Origin of the sequence: uncultured Lutibacter sp. (genome assembly GCF_937891065.1) — a bacterium.
In the GTDB taxonomy this organism is placed as follows: domain Bacteria; phylum Bacteroidota; class Bacteroidia; order Flavobacteriales; family Flavobacteriaceae; genus Lutibacter.
On record NZ_CALAEQ010000224.1, the window covers coordinates 1 to 18816 of the forward strand.

Here is an 18816-nt window from a genome sequence, read left to right on the forward strand (position 1 = left end):
TCAATCAGAAAAATATAATTTAGTAGGTTTTTATGATCCTATAAAAGAAAATGCAGTAAAAGTTGAAGCCGAATTTGGCTATAAATCTTTTGAAACCATTCAAGAATTGATTGATGCAGTAGATGTTATTGATATTGTAACTCCTACGCTGTCTCATTTTGATTGCGCTAAAGAAGTCATTGAAAAAGGCAAACATATATTTATTGAAAAACCAATTACTAAAACTGTTGAGGAAGCTGATGCTTTAATTGAATTATCAAAAAAGCACAACGTAAAAGGTCAGGTTGGTCATGTTGAACGTTTTAACCCTGCGTTTACAGCAGTTAAAGATCTAATCACCAATCCAATGTTTATTGAAACACATAGATTGGCTGAATTTAATTCACGTGGTACCGATGTGCCTGTGGTTTTAGATTTAATGATTCATGATATTGACATTATTTTAAGTGTTGTAAAATCTAAAGTTAAAAGTGTAAATGCAAGTGGTGTTTCTGTAATTAGTGAGACACCAGATATTGCAAATGCTCGTATTGAATTTGAAAACGGTTGTGTTGCAAATTTAACTGCCAGTAGAATTTCTTTGAAAAACATGCGTAAAACACGATTTTTTCAACGTGACGCATATATTGCAGTAGATTTCTTTGAAAAAGCAACTGAAGTTGTAAGAATGAAAGATGCACCAAAAGTTCAAGGTGATTTTGATATGGTTTTACAAAATGCTGAAGGCGTTAAAAAGCAAATTTATTTTGAAAATCCGGTTATTGCTAATAATAACGCTATTTTAGATGAATTGGAAACCTTTGCAGATGCCATAAATAATGATACAACACCAATTGTTACTTTAGAACAAGGAACCGAGGCTTTACGTGTAGCGCATTTAATTATTAACGATTTTTAAAATGACTATTTATCAGGTTGATGCTTTTAACAATGAAATTTTTAAAGGAAACCCAGCAGCGGTAATTCCTTTGAATGAGTGGATTTCAGAAGATTTAATGCAAGCTATTGCTGAAGAAAATAATTTATCTGAAACTGTTTTCTTTGTTAAAAATGAACAATCTTTTGATATCAGATGGTTTACACCAGCTTGTGAAATTGATTTATGTGGGCACGCAACATTAGCTGCAGCACATATTATTTTTACTGAGTTAAATTATGAAGAAAAAATAATAACTTTTAATTCTAAAAGCGGAAACCTTTCTGTTAAAAAAAATGAAGACTGGTATACATTAAACTTTCCTTCTGAAGAAATTGAAGAAATTGAAACGCCTAAAATTTTAATAGAAGCTTTAAATGTCCCTATTTTAAGAACGTACAAAGGAACTTGGAAATTAATAGTTGAAGTTGAAGACGAAACTACTATTGCAAATTTAAAACCCAATTTTAGTTTGTTATCTGAATTAGAATCAAACGGAATTGGAGTCACCTCAAAAGGAGATAAAGTAGATTTTGTTTCAAGATTTTTCGCCCCAAAACTTGGTATAAATGAAGATCCGGTTACTGGGTCAGCTCATACAATATTAATTCCATTTTGGTCCAAAAAGTTAAATAAAACTAATTTGAATGCAGTTCAACTTTCAAAACGAGTTGGTATTTTAAAATGTACATTTTTAAACGATCGAGTTGAAATGAGCGGACAAGCAATTACCTATTTAAAAGGAGAATTAAAATTATAAATATAAATTATGAAAAATATAGCCGTTATAGGTGCAGGTACAATGGGTAATGGAATTGCTCATGTTTTTGCTCAAAACAATTACAATATACATTTAATAGATGTTTCTCAGGAAGCTTTAAACAAAGGACTATCTACAATAACTAAAAATTTAGATAGATTAGTTAGTAAAGAAATAATTTCTGAAGAAATAAAAAGCAAAACATTGGCTAATATTACAACATTTACTTCTATATCTGAAGGTGTTAAAAATATTGACCTAATTGTTGAAGCTGCTACAGAAAATGTAGATTTAAAGCTTAAAATATTCAAACAATTGGATGAAGAAGCTCCTGCAAAAGCAATTTTAGCAACAAATACTTCATCTATATCAATTACTAAAATTGCAGCGGTTACAAACCGACCTGATAAAGTTATTGGAATGCATTTTATGAACCCAGTACCAATTATGAAATTGGTTGAAATAATTAGAGGTTATAATACGTCTAATGAAGTTACTAAAACCATTATGAAGCTTTCAGAAAGCTTAAAAAAAGTACCTGTAGAAGTTAATGACTATCCAGGTTTTGTAGCAAATCGAATTTTAATGCCAATGATTAATGAAGCCATTGAAACATTATACAATGGCGTTGCTGGTGTTTATGAAATTGATACAGTAATGAAATTAGGAATGGCACATCCAATGGGCCCCTTACAATTAGCTGATTTTATTGGATTAGATGTTTGCCTATCTATTCTAAATGTTATGCATGATGGATTTAAAAATCCTAAATACGCGCCTTGTCCATTATTAGTTAATATGGTACAAGCAGGTAAACTTGGAATAAAATCTGGTGAAGGATTCTATGATTATTCAGAATCACGAAAAGCATCAATCATTTCCAAACAATTTAAATAAAAAAAAGAGCCGCAAATTGCGGCTCTTTTTTTTATAGATACTTTAAGAAAAAATCCATCATCCCTTCTTTCAATTCATAATGCATTTTTACAAATGTTGCCATTTCATCTTTCAACATTACTTGTTTTTCTTGAAATAAAATCTCTGCATTATTTTCAAATTTTGATTGAGCTAATTCTCTTTTCTTCATTCTAATTCTATGTCTTAAATGACCCATCACCTCTCTTTCACGAATTATTTTATTTTGAAAAGATTCTAACTGCACCAAAACCTCTTTTTCAGGGTTACGAATTGCAATATGCTCTAATTTTTCTTGAAAATAATCCATTTCACCTTCCTGAAACTTCAACTCTCTTTTCCAAACATCTAAATTGAAATTTAAATCACTTAAGTAAACTAACTGACTTTCCATACGCTATCTGCTTTTTAAAATTTTAATACTATAAATTTCTAACAATTATTTTAATTTGAATCTGACAAAAATCATATATAATTAAATCAGTACAAATTAAACTAAAAGTATTTGTATAAAGATATAAAAAAAGCGATTTAATTTAAATTAAATCGCTTTTAAATTTTATAAAAAAACACTAATTAGTCATTACCATTTTCCTCTTCTTCTTTTTTAGATGTTTTATTCCAAATTTTTATTTCATCTTCAATAGTTACTCCCGAAAGTATTTCTACATTAATCCCATCAGAAATTCCTAATTCTACATCACGTTTTTCAAACGTTTGATCACCTGTTTTAACATCTACATAAGGTAATTCAGTTTTTTTATCAAACTGCAATAAGGCTTCTTTTATTGAAAGAACACTATCTTTCTTCTCTAAAACTATATCTGCGTTTGCACTATAGCCTGCACGAACAAAAAATTCATCATCTAAAGTTACATCACCTTTTATTTTAAACTGTACTGCTCCATTTTCTTCAGTACCTTTTGGGGCGATAAAGTTTAATTTTGCAGGATATTTTTTCTTTTCAATAGCTCCCAAAGAAACTTCTAAAACAGTACCTTTTTTAATTTTCCCAACCTCAGCTTCATCAACTTTTCCTTCAAAAATCATTTTTGTCATATCTGCAATAGTTGCAATAGTTGTCCCTGCATTAAAAGTATTACTTTCAATTACTTGTGTACCTCTACGAACTGGAATTTCTAAAATTGTACCAGAAATTTCAGCTTTCACATAAGTGTTTGCAGTTTTCCCCATACCTGCTGCTGATCCTTTTTTAATAATATCCAAATTATTTTGAGCATTATTTAAATCTTGCTTAGCGCTATTAAAATTTAATTCAGCAGTTTCAAATTCTTGACGAGATACTACACCTTTTTCAAATAATCCTTTATTTCTTTCAAATAATATTTTAGTATTATCATAACGAAGTTGAGATGTTTTAACACTTCCTTGAGCACTATTTAATGATTGCACATTTGGAACTACTCTAATAGTAGCTATTAAATCACCTATTTTTACTTCTGCTCCTTCTTCAACAAATATTTCTTCAATAATCCCTGAGACTTTTGGCTTTATTTCAGCTTCTTCTAAAGGAACTACTTTACCTGTAGCTACCGTTTTTCTAACAATATTAGTTTTAAATGGTTTTTCTGTTTCATATTGTATTGGAGATTTGCTATTCTTAACTCCAAACCAGACTAAAACAGCTATAAGTGCCAATCCTATTCCTCCAAAAATTAATGTTTTTTTCATTTGTTTATTTTTTATTGAATGATTTAAAAATTTAAAGATTTTAAAAATTATTTATTTATAATTATCAATTCTGAATTGACAATTAATTACTCTTCTCTTAATGCTTCAATTGGTCTAATACTTACAGCTGTATGCGCAGGAATTAATCCTATTAAAGTTCCTAACACAATTAATGTTAAGGCCGCAATTAACACTACAGGAATATTAACAGTTGGGTTTGAAAGTACCGACTCGGGTCCTTGTCCCAAAGTTGCATCAATTAACATTAATACCAAGCCTCCAAAAATAATTCCTAGTGCACCCGCTATACTTGTTAGAAATACTGATTCTAAAATGATTTGACGTTTTATTTCCCAAGGTTTTGCTCCAATTGCTCTTCTTATTCCTATTTCATTAGTTCGCTCCTTTACTGTTATTAATAAAATATTCCCAATCGCAAAAACACCTGCTATTAAAGTTGCTATACCTACAAACCAAGTTAAAAATTGCATACCTGTTAAAAATCCTGTTATTTTTGCTATCTCTTTTCCTAAGTTAAAACTTCCAAATGCTCTATCATCTTTTGGGTGAACTTTATGCAAATTTTTTAATAGTAATTTAATATCTGCTTCAATTTGAGTAATATCAAATTCAGGTTTACCTGTAATCATCATCCAACCAATACTATCACCTCTATTATACACTTGCTGAAATGTTGTAAAAGGAATATGTATATTTCCTTGTGGCCCACCAGAACCAACTTGTCCTTGCTTATACATTCCAACCACAATATAATTAATATCATTAATTTTAATATAAGTTCCAATAGGATATTCATCTATATCAAATAATTGCTTGTAAATTTCTTCTTCAATTACACAAACTTTTTTCTTTTCCTTTATATCATTATCATTAATAAACCTACCGTAAACTAGGTCTTTCTTTTGTACTTTATCTAATTCTGGATAGTCTCCAAAAATTCCAAAAGTTCCAGATTTAAAATTATTAATAGCCATCGCCTGAGTTTGATGACGTGGTACTACAAATTCTAATCCTTTAATTTCATTTTTAATACTTTCTAAATCAGACATTTTCAGGGTAAGACTTTTACCTTCTTGAAATCCTTTAAACGGTTTACTTGTTTGTTGTGCCCAAACAAAAACACTATTTGTTGCAAAACTTCCAAATAATTTATTAAAATTATTTTCCATCCCTCTAGCTAAACCTAATAAAACAACCAACAAAAACATTCCCCACATTACACCAATTATTGTAATACCAGTTCGCATTTTATTTTTACGAATGCTACTGTATATTTCTTGCCAGGTATCTTTATCAAATAAAAACTTCATAATTATTCGTCGTTTAATGCTACAATTGGTTTAATGCTTGCTGCTCTTTTTGCAGGTATATAACCTGCAATTGTTCCTGCAATTATAAGTATAATAGTTGCTCCCACAACAACATAGGTTTCAACACTTGGATTAATAATAAAATATTTTTCTAAACTGTCACCAATAGCTCTTAAAGCAAAAACACCTAACATTAAACCAGAATAACCTGCAAGTGCTGTAACAAATATAGATTCCATCATAATCATTCCAATAATTGAATTTGGTGTTGCTCCCAAAGCTTTTCTAATACCCAATTCTTTAGTTCGTTCTTTTACGATATAAACCATTATGTTACTTATACCTATAATACCAGCTATTAAAGTCCCAAGTGCAATAAATATTATTAAAATATTAAGAACCAACATAAATTGTTGTACATTTTTAGTTCCTTCAGCATAATTACGAACTCGAATTGCTCCTTGGTCTCTTGGATCAACATTGTGTTTTTCTTTTAGCATTTTGGTTAACAAATTACTAAAAGCTAAAGCTTCATCAACACTTAATTCTGGATTGAATGTAAGCCCAATATAATCTATTTCATCATTTGGCTTATACATTCCTTGCATTGTTGTAAAAGGTGTATAAATAAAACGTTCATCATTATCACCTCCTGGGTCGTTAAATACTCCAACAACTTTATAGGAAATGCCTTCCATATTAATGTTTTTACCAACAGCACTTAGACTTCCAAATAAATCTTTTTCTACTAATCGTCCCACTGCAGCAACTTTGGCTCTTTTTTCAATATCTAAATACGATAAAAATCTTCCATCTTGGATTACAGCAGATTCTAAAGGTTGATAATCAGGATAAACTCCTCTAATAGTATACCTGTTTTGTTCCCCTTTATAAATTACTTGCATACTACGTTGAATATTTGGGCTGAAATATTGAATTTCATCCTCAAATTTATCATTCATAAATTTAGAATCATCATCTCTAAATTGAATTCTTCTACCACTTTGTAAACCCTTATATGGTTTTGTAGTATTCCCAGAATTAATATAAATTGAATTTTGTGAATCTCCCGCAAATTGTTTCTCAAACGTATGTTTTAAACCATTCCCAATACCAAATAGTAAGGTAAAAAGTAAAATAGCAAATGATATTGTAAAACCCGATAAGGCAGTTCGTAGCTTGTTTTTACTTATCGCTTGAAAAATTTCGCGCCAACGGTCTAAATCGAACATAATTAAGCGTTTACATTTTTATTAACTTTCTCATCACTTATTATTACACCATCCTTTAAACGAACAATTCTGTCTGTTTGCGCTGCAATGTCTTCTTCATGTGTAATTACAAAAACGGTCATCCCCTCTCTGTTAATATCTTTCAATAATTCCATTACAGAATCTGAAGTTGCTGAATCTAAAGCTCCTGTAGGCTCATCAGCTAAAACTACTTTAGGGTTTGTTGCCAAAGCACGTGCAACTGCTACTCGCTGTTTTTCACCACCTGAAAGTTCACTTGGTAAATGGTTGGCTCTATCTTTTAAGCCTACTTTATCTAAATATTTTAAAGCAATTTCTTGACGTTCTTTTCTCCCCAAACCTTGATAATATAAAGGGAGTGCTACATTTTCTACAGCAGTTTTATAAGTTATTAAGTTAAATGATTGAAATACAAAACCTAAAAATTTATTTCTAAGTATTGCTGCCTTTTTTTCATCTAAATTTTCAATTAATTGTCCGTTTAAATAATAGTTACCTTCATCATGACCATCTAATAAACCAACTATATTTAACAACGTTGATTTTCCAGAACCTGATGAACCCATAATAGCTACAAATTCACCTTCCTTAATATGTAAATCTAGCCCCTTTAATACATGGAGAGAATCTTTTCCCATTGGGTAAGATTTATGCAGTTTTTCAATCTTAATCATTTGGTTTGTTGTTTTAAACGAATTTATGAATTGCTACTTAAAATAGTTATTAATATTTTGTTAAAACAAATTAAATTTTTTAAAATGTAACTTTGTTTTATGAACAATTCTAAAGGTAAATCAATTATTCTTTTTGATGGTGTTTGCAATCTTTGCAACTCATCTGTAAATTTTATCATAAAACATGATAAAAAAACACAATTTGTATTTACCTCACTTCAATCAGACGTCGCAAAAGAAATTTTGTTACAGTTCAACATAAAAAAATTAAATTTAGATACTATTGTTCTAATAGATAATGGTAAAATTTATGAAAAATCTACAGCGGTATTAAAAATTTTAAAACATTTAAATGGAGGTTATAAATTACTTTATGCGTTTATGATATTCCCAAAATTCATACGTGATTGGGTATATAGTTGTATTGCAAAAAATCGTTATAAATGGTTTGGTAAAAAAGACAATTGTATGATTCCTACACTTGAAATTAAAAGTCGGTTTTTAGAATATTAAATATAATTAATTTTATAATAAAAATGAGGAGTTTGTTAGCTCCTCATTTTTATTAATTACTGTTTTTTAGGATAATTATCATCCCAATCTTTAACTTTTGGTTTATGAAGTTTTCCTAAAGTTTTGGCCACAATCATAGAAACTGACGCATCTCCTGTTACGTTAACAGTTGTTCTACACATATCTAAAGGTCTGTCAATTGCGAAAATTAAAGCCAAACCAGCTTCAGGAATTCCTGCTTGTCCCAATACAATTACCAACATCACCATTCCAGCTCCTGGCACAGCAGCTGAACCAATACTTGCCAAAGTTGCAGTAACAATAATCCCTAATTGAACTCCTAAAGATAAATCCATCCCAAAAGCTTGTGCAATAAATACTGCGGCTACTGCTTGATATAAACTTGTTCCATCCATATTTATAGTTGCACCAATTGGTAAAACAAAACTACTTACTTCTTCATCAACGCCTAAATGTTCAGTTACTCTCTCCATAGTTACTGGCAAAGTTGCAGCACTACTACTTGTAGAAAATGCTAATAATTGTGCTGGTGAAATTCCTTTTAAAAATGTTGCCGGTGTTTTTTTAGTAACAATCCATACAACTAAATTGTAAAACGCTATCATAATTAACAACCCTAAAATCACTGTAAAAGCATACCAAACTAATGCTTTAAATAGATCTAAACTAGGAGATTCAACAACCAAAGCTGCTAATAATGCGAAAACCCCATAAGGAGCTGCAAGCATAATAAGGTCAATAATTTTTAATATAACTTCATTAAAACCATCAAAGAAATCTTTAACAGGCTTAGATTTTTTTTCAGGAATTAATATTAAACCCACACCAAAAATTAAGGCGAAAAATATAACTTGAAGCATGTTCTTATTTTCTGAAGCAGCACCAAAAATATTTTCAGGTACAATATCTACTAAAGCCTGCAAAGGGCCACTTTCTTTTTGTTTTGCTGCTTCCTCTGCATATTTTCCTGCATCTCCACTATAATTTTGAACTAACTCTAGACGTGTTTCTTCTGAAATTGAATTTCCTGGCTTAATAATATTTACTAATAACAATCCTATAGAAACTGCAACCACAGTGGTAATTATATAAATACCTATTGTTCTTCCTCCCATTTTAGATAATTTAGAAATATCTTTTAAATCGGAAACACCTTTAATAAGTGATGCTAATATTAATGGAACTGCAATTAATTTTAAAGCATTGATAAATATTTTTCCAAATGGTTTTATCCAATCTTGCACTATTTCTTTACCACCTTCAAACTGTGTCATTATTAAACCTACTAAAACACCTACAACCATTCCTAGTAATATTTGCCAATGTAATGCTAATTTTTTCATCTAAAAGTTTTAAAATTCGTGGAAAGATAAATAAAACAAAAAAGCTACGTGAATTATTTACATAAAAAAAAGCACTCAAGGTGCTTTTTATGAAATAATCAATCAAATTAATTAAATTGATACCTTACTGACAAGGCTAAATCTAAATCTGTATCTTTTCCATAATCACCTATAATACCTATTTCCGGTCTAAAATCAAGGGAAATTAATATAGGAGCTTCAAAGTTATATTCAATACCTATATTTCCATCAGCGTTAATAAATAATCCTTCATCTCCTTCTCCCATATAACTATTACCATAACTCCAAGAACCAATTCCTGCACCAAAACCAGCATACCAATTAAACCCATCATCAATATTCCAAACCCATTGATATATACCTGTTAACTTAAATGCATTATAATCTTTATGGTTTCTATAACCTAAATCAACTTCAAACCGATATTCTTCCGATAATTGACGCTGATAGGAAATTTCACCACCAAACCCATCATTATCTCCAAATCTTATCCCAATTGCATGATTTGATATTTCTTGCGAACTCGCTGAAAAACTTACAACGATTTCTATGACATAACCAAACGATTATGATAAAATTCTTGATTTTTAATTAATGCAAATATAATATGAATAATTTTGTTTCTAACTGCGTTTAAAACAAGCATTTTATTTTTACCTTCTTCAACTTTTCGGTGGTAATAATAAGCCAAATCATTTTCCAATCTTATCGCGCTAAGAGCTCCCATATGCAATATTTTTTTCAGTCCCTTGTCTGCATAATTTGACACTTTATTTCTTCCGAAAATTGAAATCCCAGAAGTATTAGAAAAAGGAGCAACCCCTGCATAACAGGCCAATTTTCTTGGATCTGTAATTGTTTTAAATTCATTTGTTTTTACTAAAACATTCCAACATAAAATATCTCCCACTCCTGGGATAGATTTTAGTTGCTTGTTAAGTGTTTTTAGTGCCTCATCATTTGAGATTAATTGTTTAATTTCTCTTTCTAATTCTGTTATCTGTTTGGTGAGTTCTTTAATTAATTTATCATTTTTTTTGGTTAGGGTTTTAGCAATAGTTTTATTGCTTAAAATACTATTTTCTTTATTTTTTGTTTTTAATTGTTTACGTTGTTTTACTTTAAAACGTCTTTCAGAGAGCAGTATTTTCATTAAGTTTATTTCTTCTCTTTGTTGTATATATGGTTTAATTTCTTCAAAATTTTTCTTTATAAACTCAGCAATTCTAATAGCGTCAATTTTATCATTTTTACCTCTAATTAAACCTAGAGATCTTTTTAAATGTAAAGGGTTTACAACATAAAAATAGCAATCTAGTTCAGGTAATAGTTCCATCAATACCCAAGAATATTTACCTGTATTTTCAATACAAACATGGGATACATTCTTATTGGATAAAAGAGTGTTAAAATACTTTAGAATGGCTTTCTTGTTATTTTTAATAACCGTTGATTTTTCTTCTTCAGAATAGATTCCAATATCTAAAGTATCTTTGCTAACATCAATTCCAATAAATCTTAAATTTGTTTTCATATCTTTGTTTTTAGTGAAACAATAAGTTAAACTCAACTCCTTGATAATGGGCTTTAAATCCCTAATTTCTATTTGAGTTTTAACTAAAACGGAAAAGGTCTGTATCGAAGTATAAGTTTTAAAACTTAGAGTAATTAGATAGTGTACCTTTTCCGTTTATAAATTTATTAAATTTATAATTGCTAATCTAAAGGAGTAATAATACCGATACTAAAACATATTTATTCATATATACTATTTTTAAAGATTATTTTAATTAATAAACAATTTTTATGCCATTACGTTCACAACGAAAATTCATAATTTATATTTTATGCAGTTAAAATTAAATAATACAACTCTTCAATATTTTAAATAAATTACTTATTTTGGCTTAAATTAAAATCAAAAACAAAATGGCAGGATTATTAGATTTATTGAATAGTGATTTAGGCAAAACATTGATAAGCAGCACAAGTAAGCAACTTGGTCAAAATGAATTAAAAACAACTTCAGCATTAAGTACTGCATTGCCTTTAATTTTAGGCGCCATGAAAAATAATGCTTCAACACCTCAAGGTGCAGAAGGGTTATTAGGTGCACTTTCAGGAAAGCATGATGGTAGTCTTTTAGATAATTTAGGAGGTTTACTTGGTAATAGTGATATATTATCAGATGGAGCGGGTATTCTTGGACACGTTTTTAGTGGAAAAGAACAAAATATAGCAAATGCAGTTAGTAAAAAAAGTGGTATGGATTTAGGTTCAGCTATGAATTTATTAAAAATGGCTACTCCATTTATTATGGCCTATTTAGGAAAACAAACTAGAGAGAAAAATGTAAGTGATAGCAATGGGATTAGTGATTTATTAGGTGGACTATTAGGTGGAGGCGCTCAGAAAGAGCAAAGTTTAGTTACAAAACTTTTAGATGCAGATGGAGATGGTAGTGTAGTAGATGATTTAATTGGAATGGCTGCTGGTGGGAAAAAGAAAGGTGGCCTTGGAGGTTTATTAGGTGGATTATTTGGTGGTAAATAAGACTAAATTAGCATAAAATATGAAAGGTCAAATTATAAAATTTGACCTTTTTTTATATTGTAATTTTATTTTTCAAATATAAATGTACATTTGCACGCAATATACTACTAATGGAAAAATTAAAACAACGTTGGGGGTTAACATCCAACTTTCAAGTACTATTAATTATAATAGTCTTTTCGGTAAACGGGTCTTTTGCTGCTTGGGTCGCTAAACCTTTAACTGAATTTATAGGCTTAAATTACGAAACTACAAACCCTTGGTTATTTTGGCCTGTACGCATTATTTTAATTTTCTTTATTTACCAACTTACCTTACCATTGGTTGGCTTCTTCTTTGGTCAGTTTAAATTCTTTTGGAATTTCTTTACAAGAAAAATGTTAATGAGAATGGGGTTTAAAAAGTTTTTCAATCAAGATTAATCTTTCTTTTCCTTTTTTATAACATATTTATAGATCCAAGTTAATGTAAAAGTTGGTAAAAAATCGGTTCCAAAAATACCAGCTTCTTCAACAAAAGAAACTAAGCTTCCTATTTTACCTTCAACACCTTGGTACATTTTATAAATTAAAAAAGCAGATAAGGGAGCCCAAATAATATCAGAAAATTCACCAACTAACGGGACTACAAAGGAAAGCATTCCAATGCCATCAAATAGGACACTTAATAAAAGTAATTTATATTTTTTCTTCATCAAAATTAAATTTTAAGCGATCTAATAACATACAGCCTATATTATTTATTTCTTTAACTTATTTTTATATTTTTTTATGAATTTTTCTAATTTAGGATTTATTACAGCCATACAATATCCTTGAGTTTTATTATTATTGTAATAGTTTTGATGATAATCTTCAGCCTTATAGAAAGCATCAAATTTAGTTACTTCTGTAACAATAAGGCTTTCAAAAACTTTAGCTTCATTTAAATTTTCAATAAACTCCTCAGAAGTAATTCTCTGTTCTTCAGAATGATAAAAAATAGCAGATCTATATTGAGTACCTCTATCATAACCCTGTTTATTTAATGTTGTTGGGTCATGAGTACTAAAAAACACATCTAATATTTCTTGAAACGTTATTATTGTAGGATTAAATTCAATTTGAATTGCTTCAGCATGACCCGTTCTACCTGTAATAACTTCTCTATAAGCTGGGTTTTTAATTGTTCCGCCTGAAAACCCAGATTTTACACTTTCAACACCTTCTAATTGTTGAAAAATTGCTTCAGTACACCAAAAGCATCCATTTGCTAGTGTTGCGGTTTCTAATTTATTTGACATTTTAGTTTTTTTTGTGATTGAAGATTGTCCATAAAAATTAATAATTCCAAAAATTAAAACTATAATTACTACTACTTTTCGTCTCATTATATTTAATATTTTTAAATAAGTCGATTCTTCTTGTCCAAAATTACATGTCGTTTAAAAATAATTATCAATTCTAGTTATTAACTTCAGTTTAAATATGTTCAATCGTATGTACAACACTTTCTAACATTTCTTCCGTAAAATCTAAATGTGTTACCATACGTAATTTACCTTGCCCCATTGAAATAAGTTGAATACCTGCATCATTTAAACGACTAATAAAATCTAGTTCATTTATAGAATCTATAACATTAAAAATTACAATATTTGTCTCAATTGGTTCCACATTTTTAATGAGTTCACAATTTTGTAGCGTTGATCCTAGTATTTTTGCTCTTGTATGATCTATTGCCAATCTTTCAACATGGTTATCTAACGCATAAATACCTGCAGCAGCTAAATAACCAGCTTGTCGCATGGCACCTCCAAATAATTTTCGAATTCTCAAAGCTTTTTCCATATGCTCTTTAGTACCCAATAAAACTGATCCAACTGGCGCTCCTAGTCCTTTAGATAAACAAATTGAAATAGTTTCAAATACTTTTCCATATTGCTCAGGTGTTTCATTTTTAGCAACCATAGCATTAAATAAACGCGCACCATCTAAATGAAATGCTAGTTTATTTTCAGCACTAACTTTTTTTACTTTTAACATTTCTTCAAAACTCCAACAAGCACCACCTCCCTTATTAGTAGTATTTTCAAGAGCTACTAATCTTGAATATGGCACATGAATATCTGATCTACTTCCTGAAACAGCTTCTTGCAATTGTTTTGCTGTAAACATTCCTCTCTCTCCATCAATTAAAAAAGAAGTTACTCCTGCATTAAAGGCTGGTCCTCCTCCTTCAAAATTATACACATGAGCCCATTTATCACAAAACATTTTATCACCTGGTTGGGTATGTAATTTTATAGCTGCTTGGTTTGCCATGGTTCCTGATGGGAAAAACAATGCGGCTTCCATACCAAACATTTCGGCAAGTTTATCTTGTAATTTATTAACTGTAGGGTCTGTTTTAAAAACATCATCACCTACTTCAGCATTCATCATTGCTTGCAACATTCCTTTAGTTGGTTTTGTTACAGTATCGCTTATTAAATTTATTTGCATAGTTTAAAAATGAAAGGTTATTTTTGTATTACTTAATTAAAGAAATGATAGCTAACGAACATATAAATAAATTACAAGAACGCATTGGCAAGTTAAAAACTTACCTTGATATTGACAAGAAAATAATTGAAATTTCAAACGAGGAAGAAAAAACAGCAAATCCTAATTTTTGGAACAATCCGAAGGAAGCTGAAATGGTCATGAAAACACTTCAATCTAAAAAACAATGGATTGAAGATTACAATAAGATAAAAACAAATTTTGAAGAAGTTTCAATCCTACTTGACTTTTATGCTGAAGGTGAATCTTCAGAAGAAGAAATTGAAAAATTATACAATACTACACTTACTTTAATAGAAAAAATTGAGTTTAAAAATATGCTATCTGATGAGGGTGATAATTTAAGTGCCGTTCTTCAAATTACTGCTGGTGCTGGTGGTACAGAAAGTTGTGACTGGGCTCAAATGCTAATGAGAATGTATTTAATGTGGAGCGAAAATCAAGGTTATAAAGTTAAGGAACTTAATTTTCAGGCTGGTGATGTGGTTGGAATTAAAACAGTCACTATTGAAATTGAAGGGGAATATGCCTTCGGATATTTAAAAGGTGAAAACGGTGTTCATAGAATGGTACGTATTTCTCCGTTTGATAGCAATGCAAAACGTCATACTACATTTGCTTCAGTTTATGTGTACCCACTTGTTGATGATAGTATTGAAATAGATATTAATCCTGCTGATGTTGAAATAATAACCTCACGAAGTAGTGGTGCTGGTGGACAAAATGTGAATAAGGTAGAAACAAAAGTTCAACTAACTCATAAACCATCAGGAATTCAAATTTCTTGTTCTGAAACTCGATCACAACACGAAAATAGAGACCGAGCATTGCAAATGTTAAAATCTCAGCTATATGAAATTGAGTTAAAAAAACAACATGAAGCCAGAGAAGATATTGAAGCAGGAAAGATGAAAATTGAATTCGGTTCTCAAATTAGAAATTATGTTATGCATCCATATAAATTAGTCAAAGATGTTAGAACAGCCCACGAAACTGCAAATGTTGATGCCGTTATGAATGGTGAAATTGATGGATTTATAAAAGCCTTTTTAATGGCTCAAGGACAAAATGAAACTACAAAAGAATTGTAATGAACTATGAAATTGATACTATCATTTTTGACCTAGGTGGAGTACTTGTAGACTGGAAACCTGAATATGTTTATAGAAAAGTTTTTAATGGAGATGAAGAAAAAGTACAATGGTTTTTAAATACTATTTGCACACCCGAATGGAATATTGAACAAGATGGTGGACGCTCAATTGAAGAAGGCGTACGTCTTAAAATTGCTGAATTTCCAAAATATGAAGATTTAATTCGGCTATTTTATAACGAATGGGAGCATATGTTTTCGGGACCAATAATCCAAAATGTTGAGTTATTTAAAAAACTAAAAATTTCTAAAAAATATAAAATATACGCTTTAACAAATTGGAGTGCTGAAAAATGGGAGTTAGCAATAGAGTTATTTCCTTTTTTTAATAATTTTGATGGTATAGTAGTTTCTGGACAAGAAAAAACTAGAAAACCCAATCCTGAGATTTATAAAATCTTAATTAATAGATATAAAATTACACCTGAAAATGCAATTTTTATTGATGATAATAAAGAAAATATTATTGCAGCAGAAAATATAGGTTTAAAAGGAATACATTATAAAAATCCAACCCAATTATTAAGCACACTTAATACTTTCCAAATAGAATTCTAACCTTGAGATCACATTAATTATTAATTCATTAATAAACAGCAATTTAATTTATATAAAATGTTATTTATTAACAATAATTTGTATTTTTACGCTTGAAAAAAGATGAAGCTTTCGTAAAAAAGCATAAATACAAAAAATTGTTACGAATTATTAATTTAAAGTTTTTATATGAGAAGACTATTTTTAGTGCTATTTATTATTTTCCCTTCACTATTAATTGGCCAAGAAAAAAACAATTCCCTATACACAATATCAGGTAAAATAATTGATGCATCTACACAATTACCCTTAGAGGATGCAACCATTGTGTTTAAAAACATAGATTCCAATCAAGTGAAATTTGGAGTAATTACAGACAGAAAAGGTAAGTTTTCTATTGAAGTTGAAAAAGGTAATTACAATGCTTCTGTTGAGTTTCTTTCTTTTAAAACAAAAAAACTAAACATTTCTTCAATTACAAGAGATTTAAATATTGGAACTATTGAATTAGAAATAGATACCGAATTTTTAGATGAAATAGAAATTATTGGTGAAAAAAGCACACTTGATTTTAAACGTAGTAAAGTAATTTATACAGTTGGAAAAGATATTTCTTCTGACGCCGGTGTTGCAACTGATATTTTAAATAACATTCCTTTAGTTTCAGTGGATCCAAATGGAGGAATAACTTTAAGAGGTTTTGATACTCCTACAGTATTAATTAATGGAAAAACATCTTCACTATCAAAAACTGATGTTTTAAAAACAATTCCCGCAAGCTCTATTGAAAAAATAGAAGTTCTTACAAACCCTGGGGCTAAATATAAAGCTTCTTCATCGGGGATTATTAATATTATATTAAAGAAAGGCAAAGATGAAGGTTTAAATGGTTCTACTACTACAGCAGGTGGTTATAAAGATTATTATGGTGGAATGCTTACTTTAAATCATAAATCAAAAAAAGTAAACTTTTATACAAATGCTTCCTATTTTCATAGAAACCCAATTAAAGAAGCTTCTTATGAAAATGAGTATTTTAATAATGGCATTACAACTTCTTATTTAAATGAAAACAGCACTAACAATAGTAAAGATAAAGGTTTTTATAGTACCATTGGGGCTGATTTCTATTTATCAGACAAAGCTACATTGTCTTCAAGTATTAACTATACAAGTATAAATAATGAAGGACTTACCATAACTAATTCTGAAATTTTTGATGCTTCTAAAGTACAAACAGACAGTAACCTTAGAAAACACTTCGGGAATTTTAATGATGAAATTTTTGAATTTATTATAGATTATGAACAATTATTTAAAAAAGAAGGACGAAAATTAACAGCCTATATTAAAGTAAATAATGACAACGAAATCTACGAAAATACTATTACAAACTCCGATATATTAAATTTCACAAACGAAAATTATATTGAGGATAACAACTTAAAAAATAATGAATTTTCTATAAATTATACAAGTCCAATTGGAAAAAAAAGCACCTTGGGAGTTGGTTATTTGGGGGAATTTGGTAAAATTCCTTTCTCTTATGCTGACACTTCGGGTGATAATTTTATTGATTATGCTGAAGATGTACACGCTACATTTATAGAATATGAAAATGAGGGTGATAAATTTTATTACGGTATAAATATAAGAGCTGAATTTTTAACTTCAAAAATTAATTACAAAACTTTAAATACTAAAATAGAAAAAACATTTAACGATTTATTTCCATCTGCATATTTAGAATATAGTTTTAGCGATTCTAAAAGTTTAAGTTTAGCCTATAATCGAATCATTGGAAGACCCAGCTATGGTCAACTACAACCTTTTGAGCAAAAATATAGTGAAACATCTTCTTATATTGGAAATCCAAATTTAAATCCTATTTATAAAGATAATGCTACATTAACGTACTCTTATAATGGAAATAAACTAACAGTAATTACTTCATTATTTTTTAATAGATTTAATGATTATTGGCAAGATGTAACTTATGAAACGGGTGAACAAATAAACGGTATCAGTAAAATTGTTACAACACCTATAAATATAGGTAAGGTAGATACATATGGAATTAGCTTAACAACTATACTAAAAGCTTCAAACAGCTTAAACTTTACAGCTGCTGCCATTATTTCTAATTTTGACCAGTCTGGTATATTTAATATTATAAATGATGCCAATCAAAACATTATTATAGATTATAATCATGCTAGTATAAATGGCTCATTTAGTTTATTATCACAACTTAAAATTTCAGAAGTATTTAATTTTCAAACAAATGTTAAGCATACTTTAATTTCAGAAGGACCGGTTTCTACAAGAAAAGCATATACGTATGCGAATGCTACTGTAACTAAAGATTTATTTGATAAAGAAGCATCTATAAGCTTAACCGTTGATGATATATTTTTATCTAATAAAACTGATAGGAATAGATTTGATACCAACTATTTTTCGAAAAGTATTTCTCAAAATAAATACCGTACTATTATTTTATCATTTACCTATAGGTTTAATCAAAGTAAAAAAGATAGAAAAATAGATTTTGATAAAAAACAAATCAATCCAAATTACTAATTCTTACT

Annotated in this window: 20 protein-coding genes; 9 read left to right on the top strand and 11 right to left on the bottom strand. The window is 29.2% G+C overall.

Features of this window, described 5'->3' with window-relative positions; genetic code table 11:
* The 3 genes from Q0352_RS11875 to Q0352_RS11885 form a co-directional block, all read left to right on the top strand.
* Window positions 1–898: Gfo/Idh/MocA family oxidoreductase (locus Q0352_RS11875; RefSeq protein WP_299527770.1), on the top strand; the 898-nt coding region annotated here is incomplete at its 5' end.
* Window position 899: 1 nt separating this feature from the next.
* Window positions 900–1676: a PhzF family phenazine biosynthesis protein gene (locus Q0352_RS11880; RefSeq protein WP_299527772.1), complete on the top strand. Its 777-nt coding sequence runs from the start codon at window positions 900–902 to the stop codon at window positions 1674–1676.
* 9 nt (window positions 1677–1685) lie between these two features.
* Complete coding sequence (locus Q0352_RS11885) at window positions 1686–2573, top strand: 3-hydroxyacyl-CoA dehydrogenase family protein (RefSeq protein WP_299527774.1); 888 nt, start codon at window positions 1686–1688, stop codon at window positions 2571–2573.
* Window positions 2574–2604: 31 nt separating this feature from the next.
* Here the strand turns inward: Q0352_RS11885 and Q0352_RS11890 are convergent, their stop codons facing one another.
* The 5 genes from Q0352_RS11890 to Q0352_RS11910 all read right to left on the bottom strand — a co-directional run bounded on the left by Q0352_RS11890 (window position 2605) and on the right by Q0352_RS11910 (window position 7541).
* Entirely contained in the window at window positions 2605–2985 is a 381-nt protein-coding gene (locus tag Q0352_RS11890; protein ID WP_299527776.1) for a hypothetical protein, read from the bottom strand.
* Between the two features lie 182 nt (window positions 2986–3167).
* The gene (locus Q0352_RS11895; protein ID WP_299527778.1) at window positions 3168–4283 is read right to left on the bottom strand and encodes an efflux RND transporter periplasmic adaptor subunit; all 1116 of its coding nucleotides are present in this window, start codon (window positions 4281–4283) and stop codon (window positions 3168–3170) included.
* A gap of 86 nt (window positions 4284–4369) precedes the next feature.
* Entirely contained in the window at window positions 4370–5614 is a 1245-nt protein-coding gene (locus Q0352_RS11900) for an ABC transporter permease (protein WP_299527780.1), read from the bottom strand.
* Window positions 5615–5616: 2 nt separating this feature from the next.
* Complete coding sequence (locus Q0352_RS11905; RefSeq protein ID WP_299527782.1) at window positions 5617–6846, bottom strand: ABC transporter permease; 1230 nt, start codon at window positions 6844–6846, stop codon at window positions 5617–5619.
* Between the two features lie 2 nt (window positions 6847–6848).
* A complete protein-coding gene (locus Q0352_RS11910; RefSeq protein ID WP_299527783.1) occupies window positions 6849–7541 on the bottom strand; it encodes an ABC transporter ATP-binding protein in 693 nt (230 codons plus the stop codon).
* Window positions 7542–7640: 99 nt separating this feature from the next.
* Here Q0352_RS11910 and Q0352_RS11915 point away from each other — a divergent pair, with 99 nt between their 5' ends.
* Complete coding sequence (locus tag Q0352_RS11915) at window positions 7641–8054, top strand: thiol-disulfide oxidoreductase DCC family protein (protein ID WP_299527785.1); 414 nt, start codon at window positions 7641–7643, stop codon at window positions 8052–8054.
* Between the two features lie 56 nt (window positions 8055–8110).
* On the opposite strand, the gene Q0352_RS11920 is transcribed toward Q0352_RS11915, so the two are convergent.
* The 3 genes from Q0352_RS11920 to Q0352_RS11930 all read right to left on the bottom strand — a co-directional run bounded on the left by Q0352_RS11920 (window position 8111) and on the right by Q0352_RS11930 (window position 10973).
* Window positions 8111–9418 carry a dicarboxylate/amino acid:cation symporter gene (locus Q0352_RS11920; protein ID WP_299527787.1) on the bottom strand — a complete coding sequence of 436 codons (1308 nt, stop codon included), beginning with the start codon at window positions 9416–9418 and terminating at the stop codon, window positions 8111–8113.
* 107 nt (window positions 9419–9525) lie between these two features.
* Complete coding sequence (locus Q0352_RS14790; RefSeq protein WP_367274635.1) at window positions 9526–9705, bottom strand: hypothetical protein; 180 nt, start codon at window positions 9703–9705, stop codon at window positions 9526–9528.
* Window positions 9706–9986: 281 nt separating this feature from the next.
* Entirely contained in the window at window positions 9987–10973 is a 987-nt protein-coding gene (locus Q0352_RS11930) for an IS110 family transposase (protein WP_299527789.1), read from the bottom strand.
* A 395-nt stretch (window positions 10974–11368) separates the two neighbouring features.
* On the opposite strand from Q0352_RS11930, the gene Q0352_RS11935 reads away from it, so the two are divergent.
* Together Q0352_RS11935 and Q0352_RS11940 are read left to right on the top strand one after the other, a co-directional pair.
* Window positions 11369–11992, top strand: coding sequence for a DUF937 domain-containing protein (locus Q0352_RS11935; protein WP_299527791.1), 624 nt, complete (start codon window positions 11369–11371; stop codon window positions 11990–11992).
* 110 nt (window positions 11993–12102) lie between these two features.
* Entirely contained in the window at window positions 12103–12414 is a 312-nt protein-coding gene (locus Q0352_RS11940; RefSeq protein ID WP_299527793.1) for a DUF6787 family protein, read from the top strand.
* On the opposite strand, the gene Q0352_RS11945 is transcribed toward Q0352_RS11940, so the two are convergent.
* The 3 genes from Q0352_RS11945 to Q0352_RS11955 all read right to left on the bottom strand — a co-directional run bounded on the left by Q0352_RS11945 (window position 12411) and on the right by Q0352_RS11955 (window position 14475).
* Window positions 12411–12686: a hypothetical protein gene (locus Q0352_RS11945; RefSeq protein ID WP_299527795.1), complete on the bottom strand. Its 276-nt coding sequence runs from the start codon at window positions 12684–12686 to the stop codon at window positions 12411–12413. The two genes, Q0352_RS11940 and Q0352_RS11945, sit on opposite strands and share 4 nt — an antisense overlap.
* Before the next feature lie 45 nt (window positions 12687–12731).
* Window positions 12732–13274 (bottom strand): peptide-methionine (S)-S-oxide reductase MsrA, encoded by a 543-nt coding sequence (gene msrA / locus Q0352_RS11950; RefSeq protein ID WP_299527853.1) that lies wholly within the window; start codon window positions 13272–13274, stop codon window positions 12732–12734.
* 178 nt (window positions 13275–13452) lie between these two features.
* Window positions 13453–14475 carry a low specificity L-threonine aldolase gene (locus tag Q0352_RS11955; protein ID WP_299527797.1) on the bottom strand — a complete coding sequence of 341 codons (1023 nt, stop codon included), beginning with the start codon at window positions 14473–14475 and terminating at the stop codon, window positions 13453–13455.
* Between the two features lie 44 nt (window positions 14476–14519).
* Between Q0352_RS11955 and prfB the strand changes: the two genes are divergently transcribed.
* The 3 genes from prfB to Q0352_RS11970 all read left to right on the top strand — a co-directional run bounded on the left by prfB (window position 14520) and on the right by Q0352_RS11970 (window position 18808).
* Entirely contained in the window at window positions 14520–15626 is a 1107-nt protein-coding gene (gene prfB, locus Q0352_RS11960) for a peptide chain release factor 2 (RefSeq protein ID WP_299527799.1), read from the top strand.
* Window positions 15626–16246, top strand: coding sequence for an HAD family phosphatase (locus Q0352_RS11965; protein ID WP_299527801.1), 621 nt, complete (start codon window positions 15626–15628; stop codon window positions 16244–16246). Before prfB ends, Q0352_RS11965 begins: the two co-directional genes overlap by 1 nt.
* A 168-nt stretch (window positions 16247–16414) precedes the next feature.
* On the top strand, window positions 16415–18808 hold the full coding sequence (locus Q0352_RS11970; RefSeq protein ID WP_299527803.1) for an outer membrane beta-barrel family protein: 2394 nt from the start codon (window positions 16415–16417) through the stop codon (window positions 18806–18808).
* Window positions 18809–18816 lie beyond the last annotated feature (8 nt).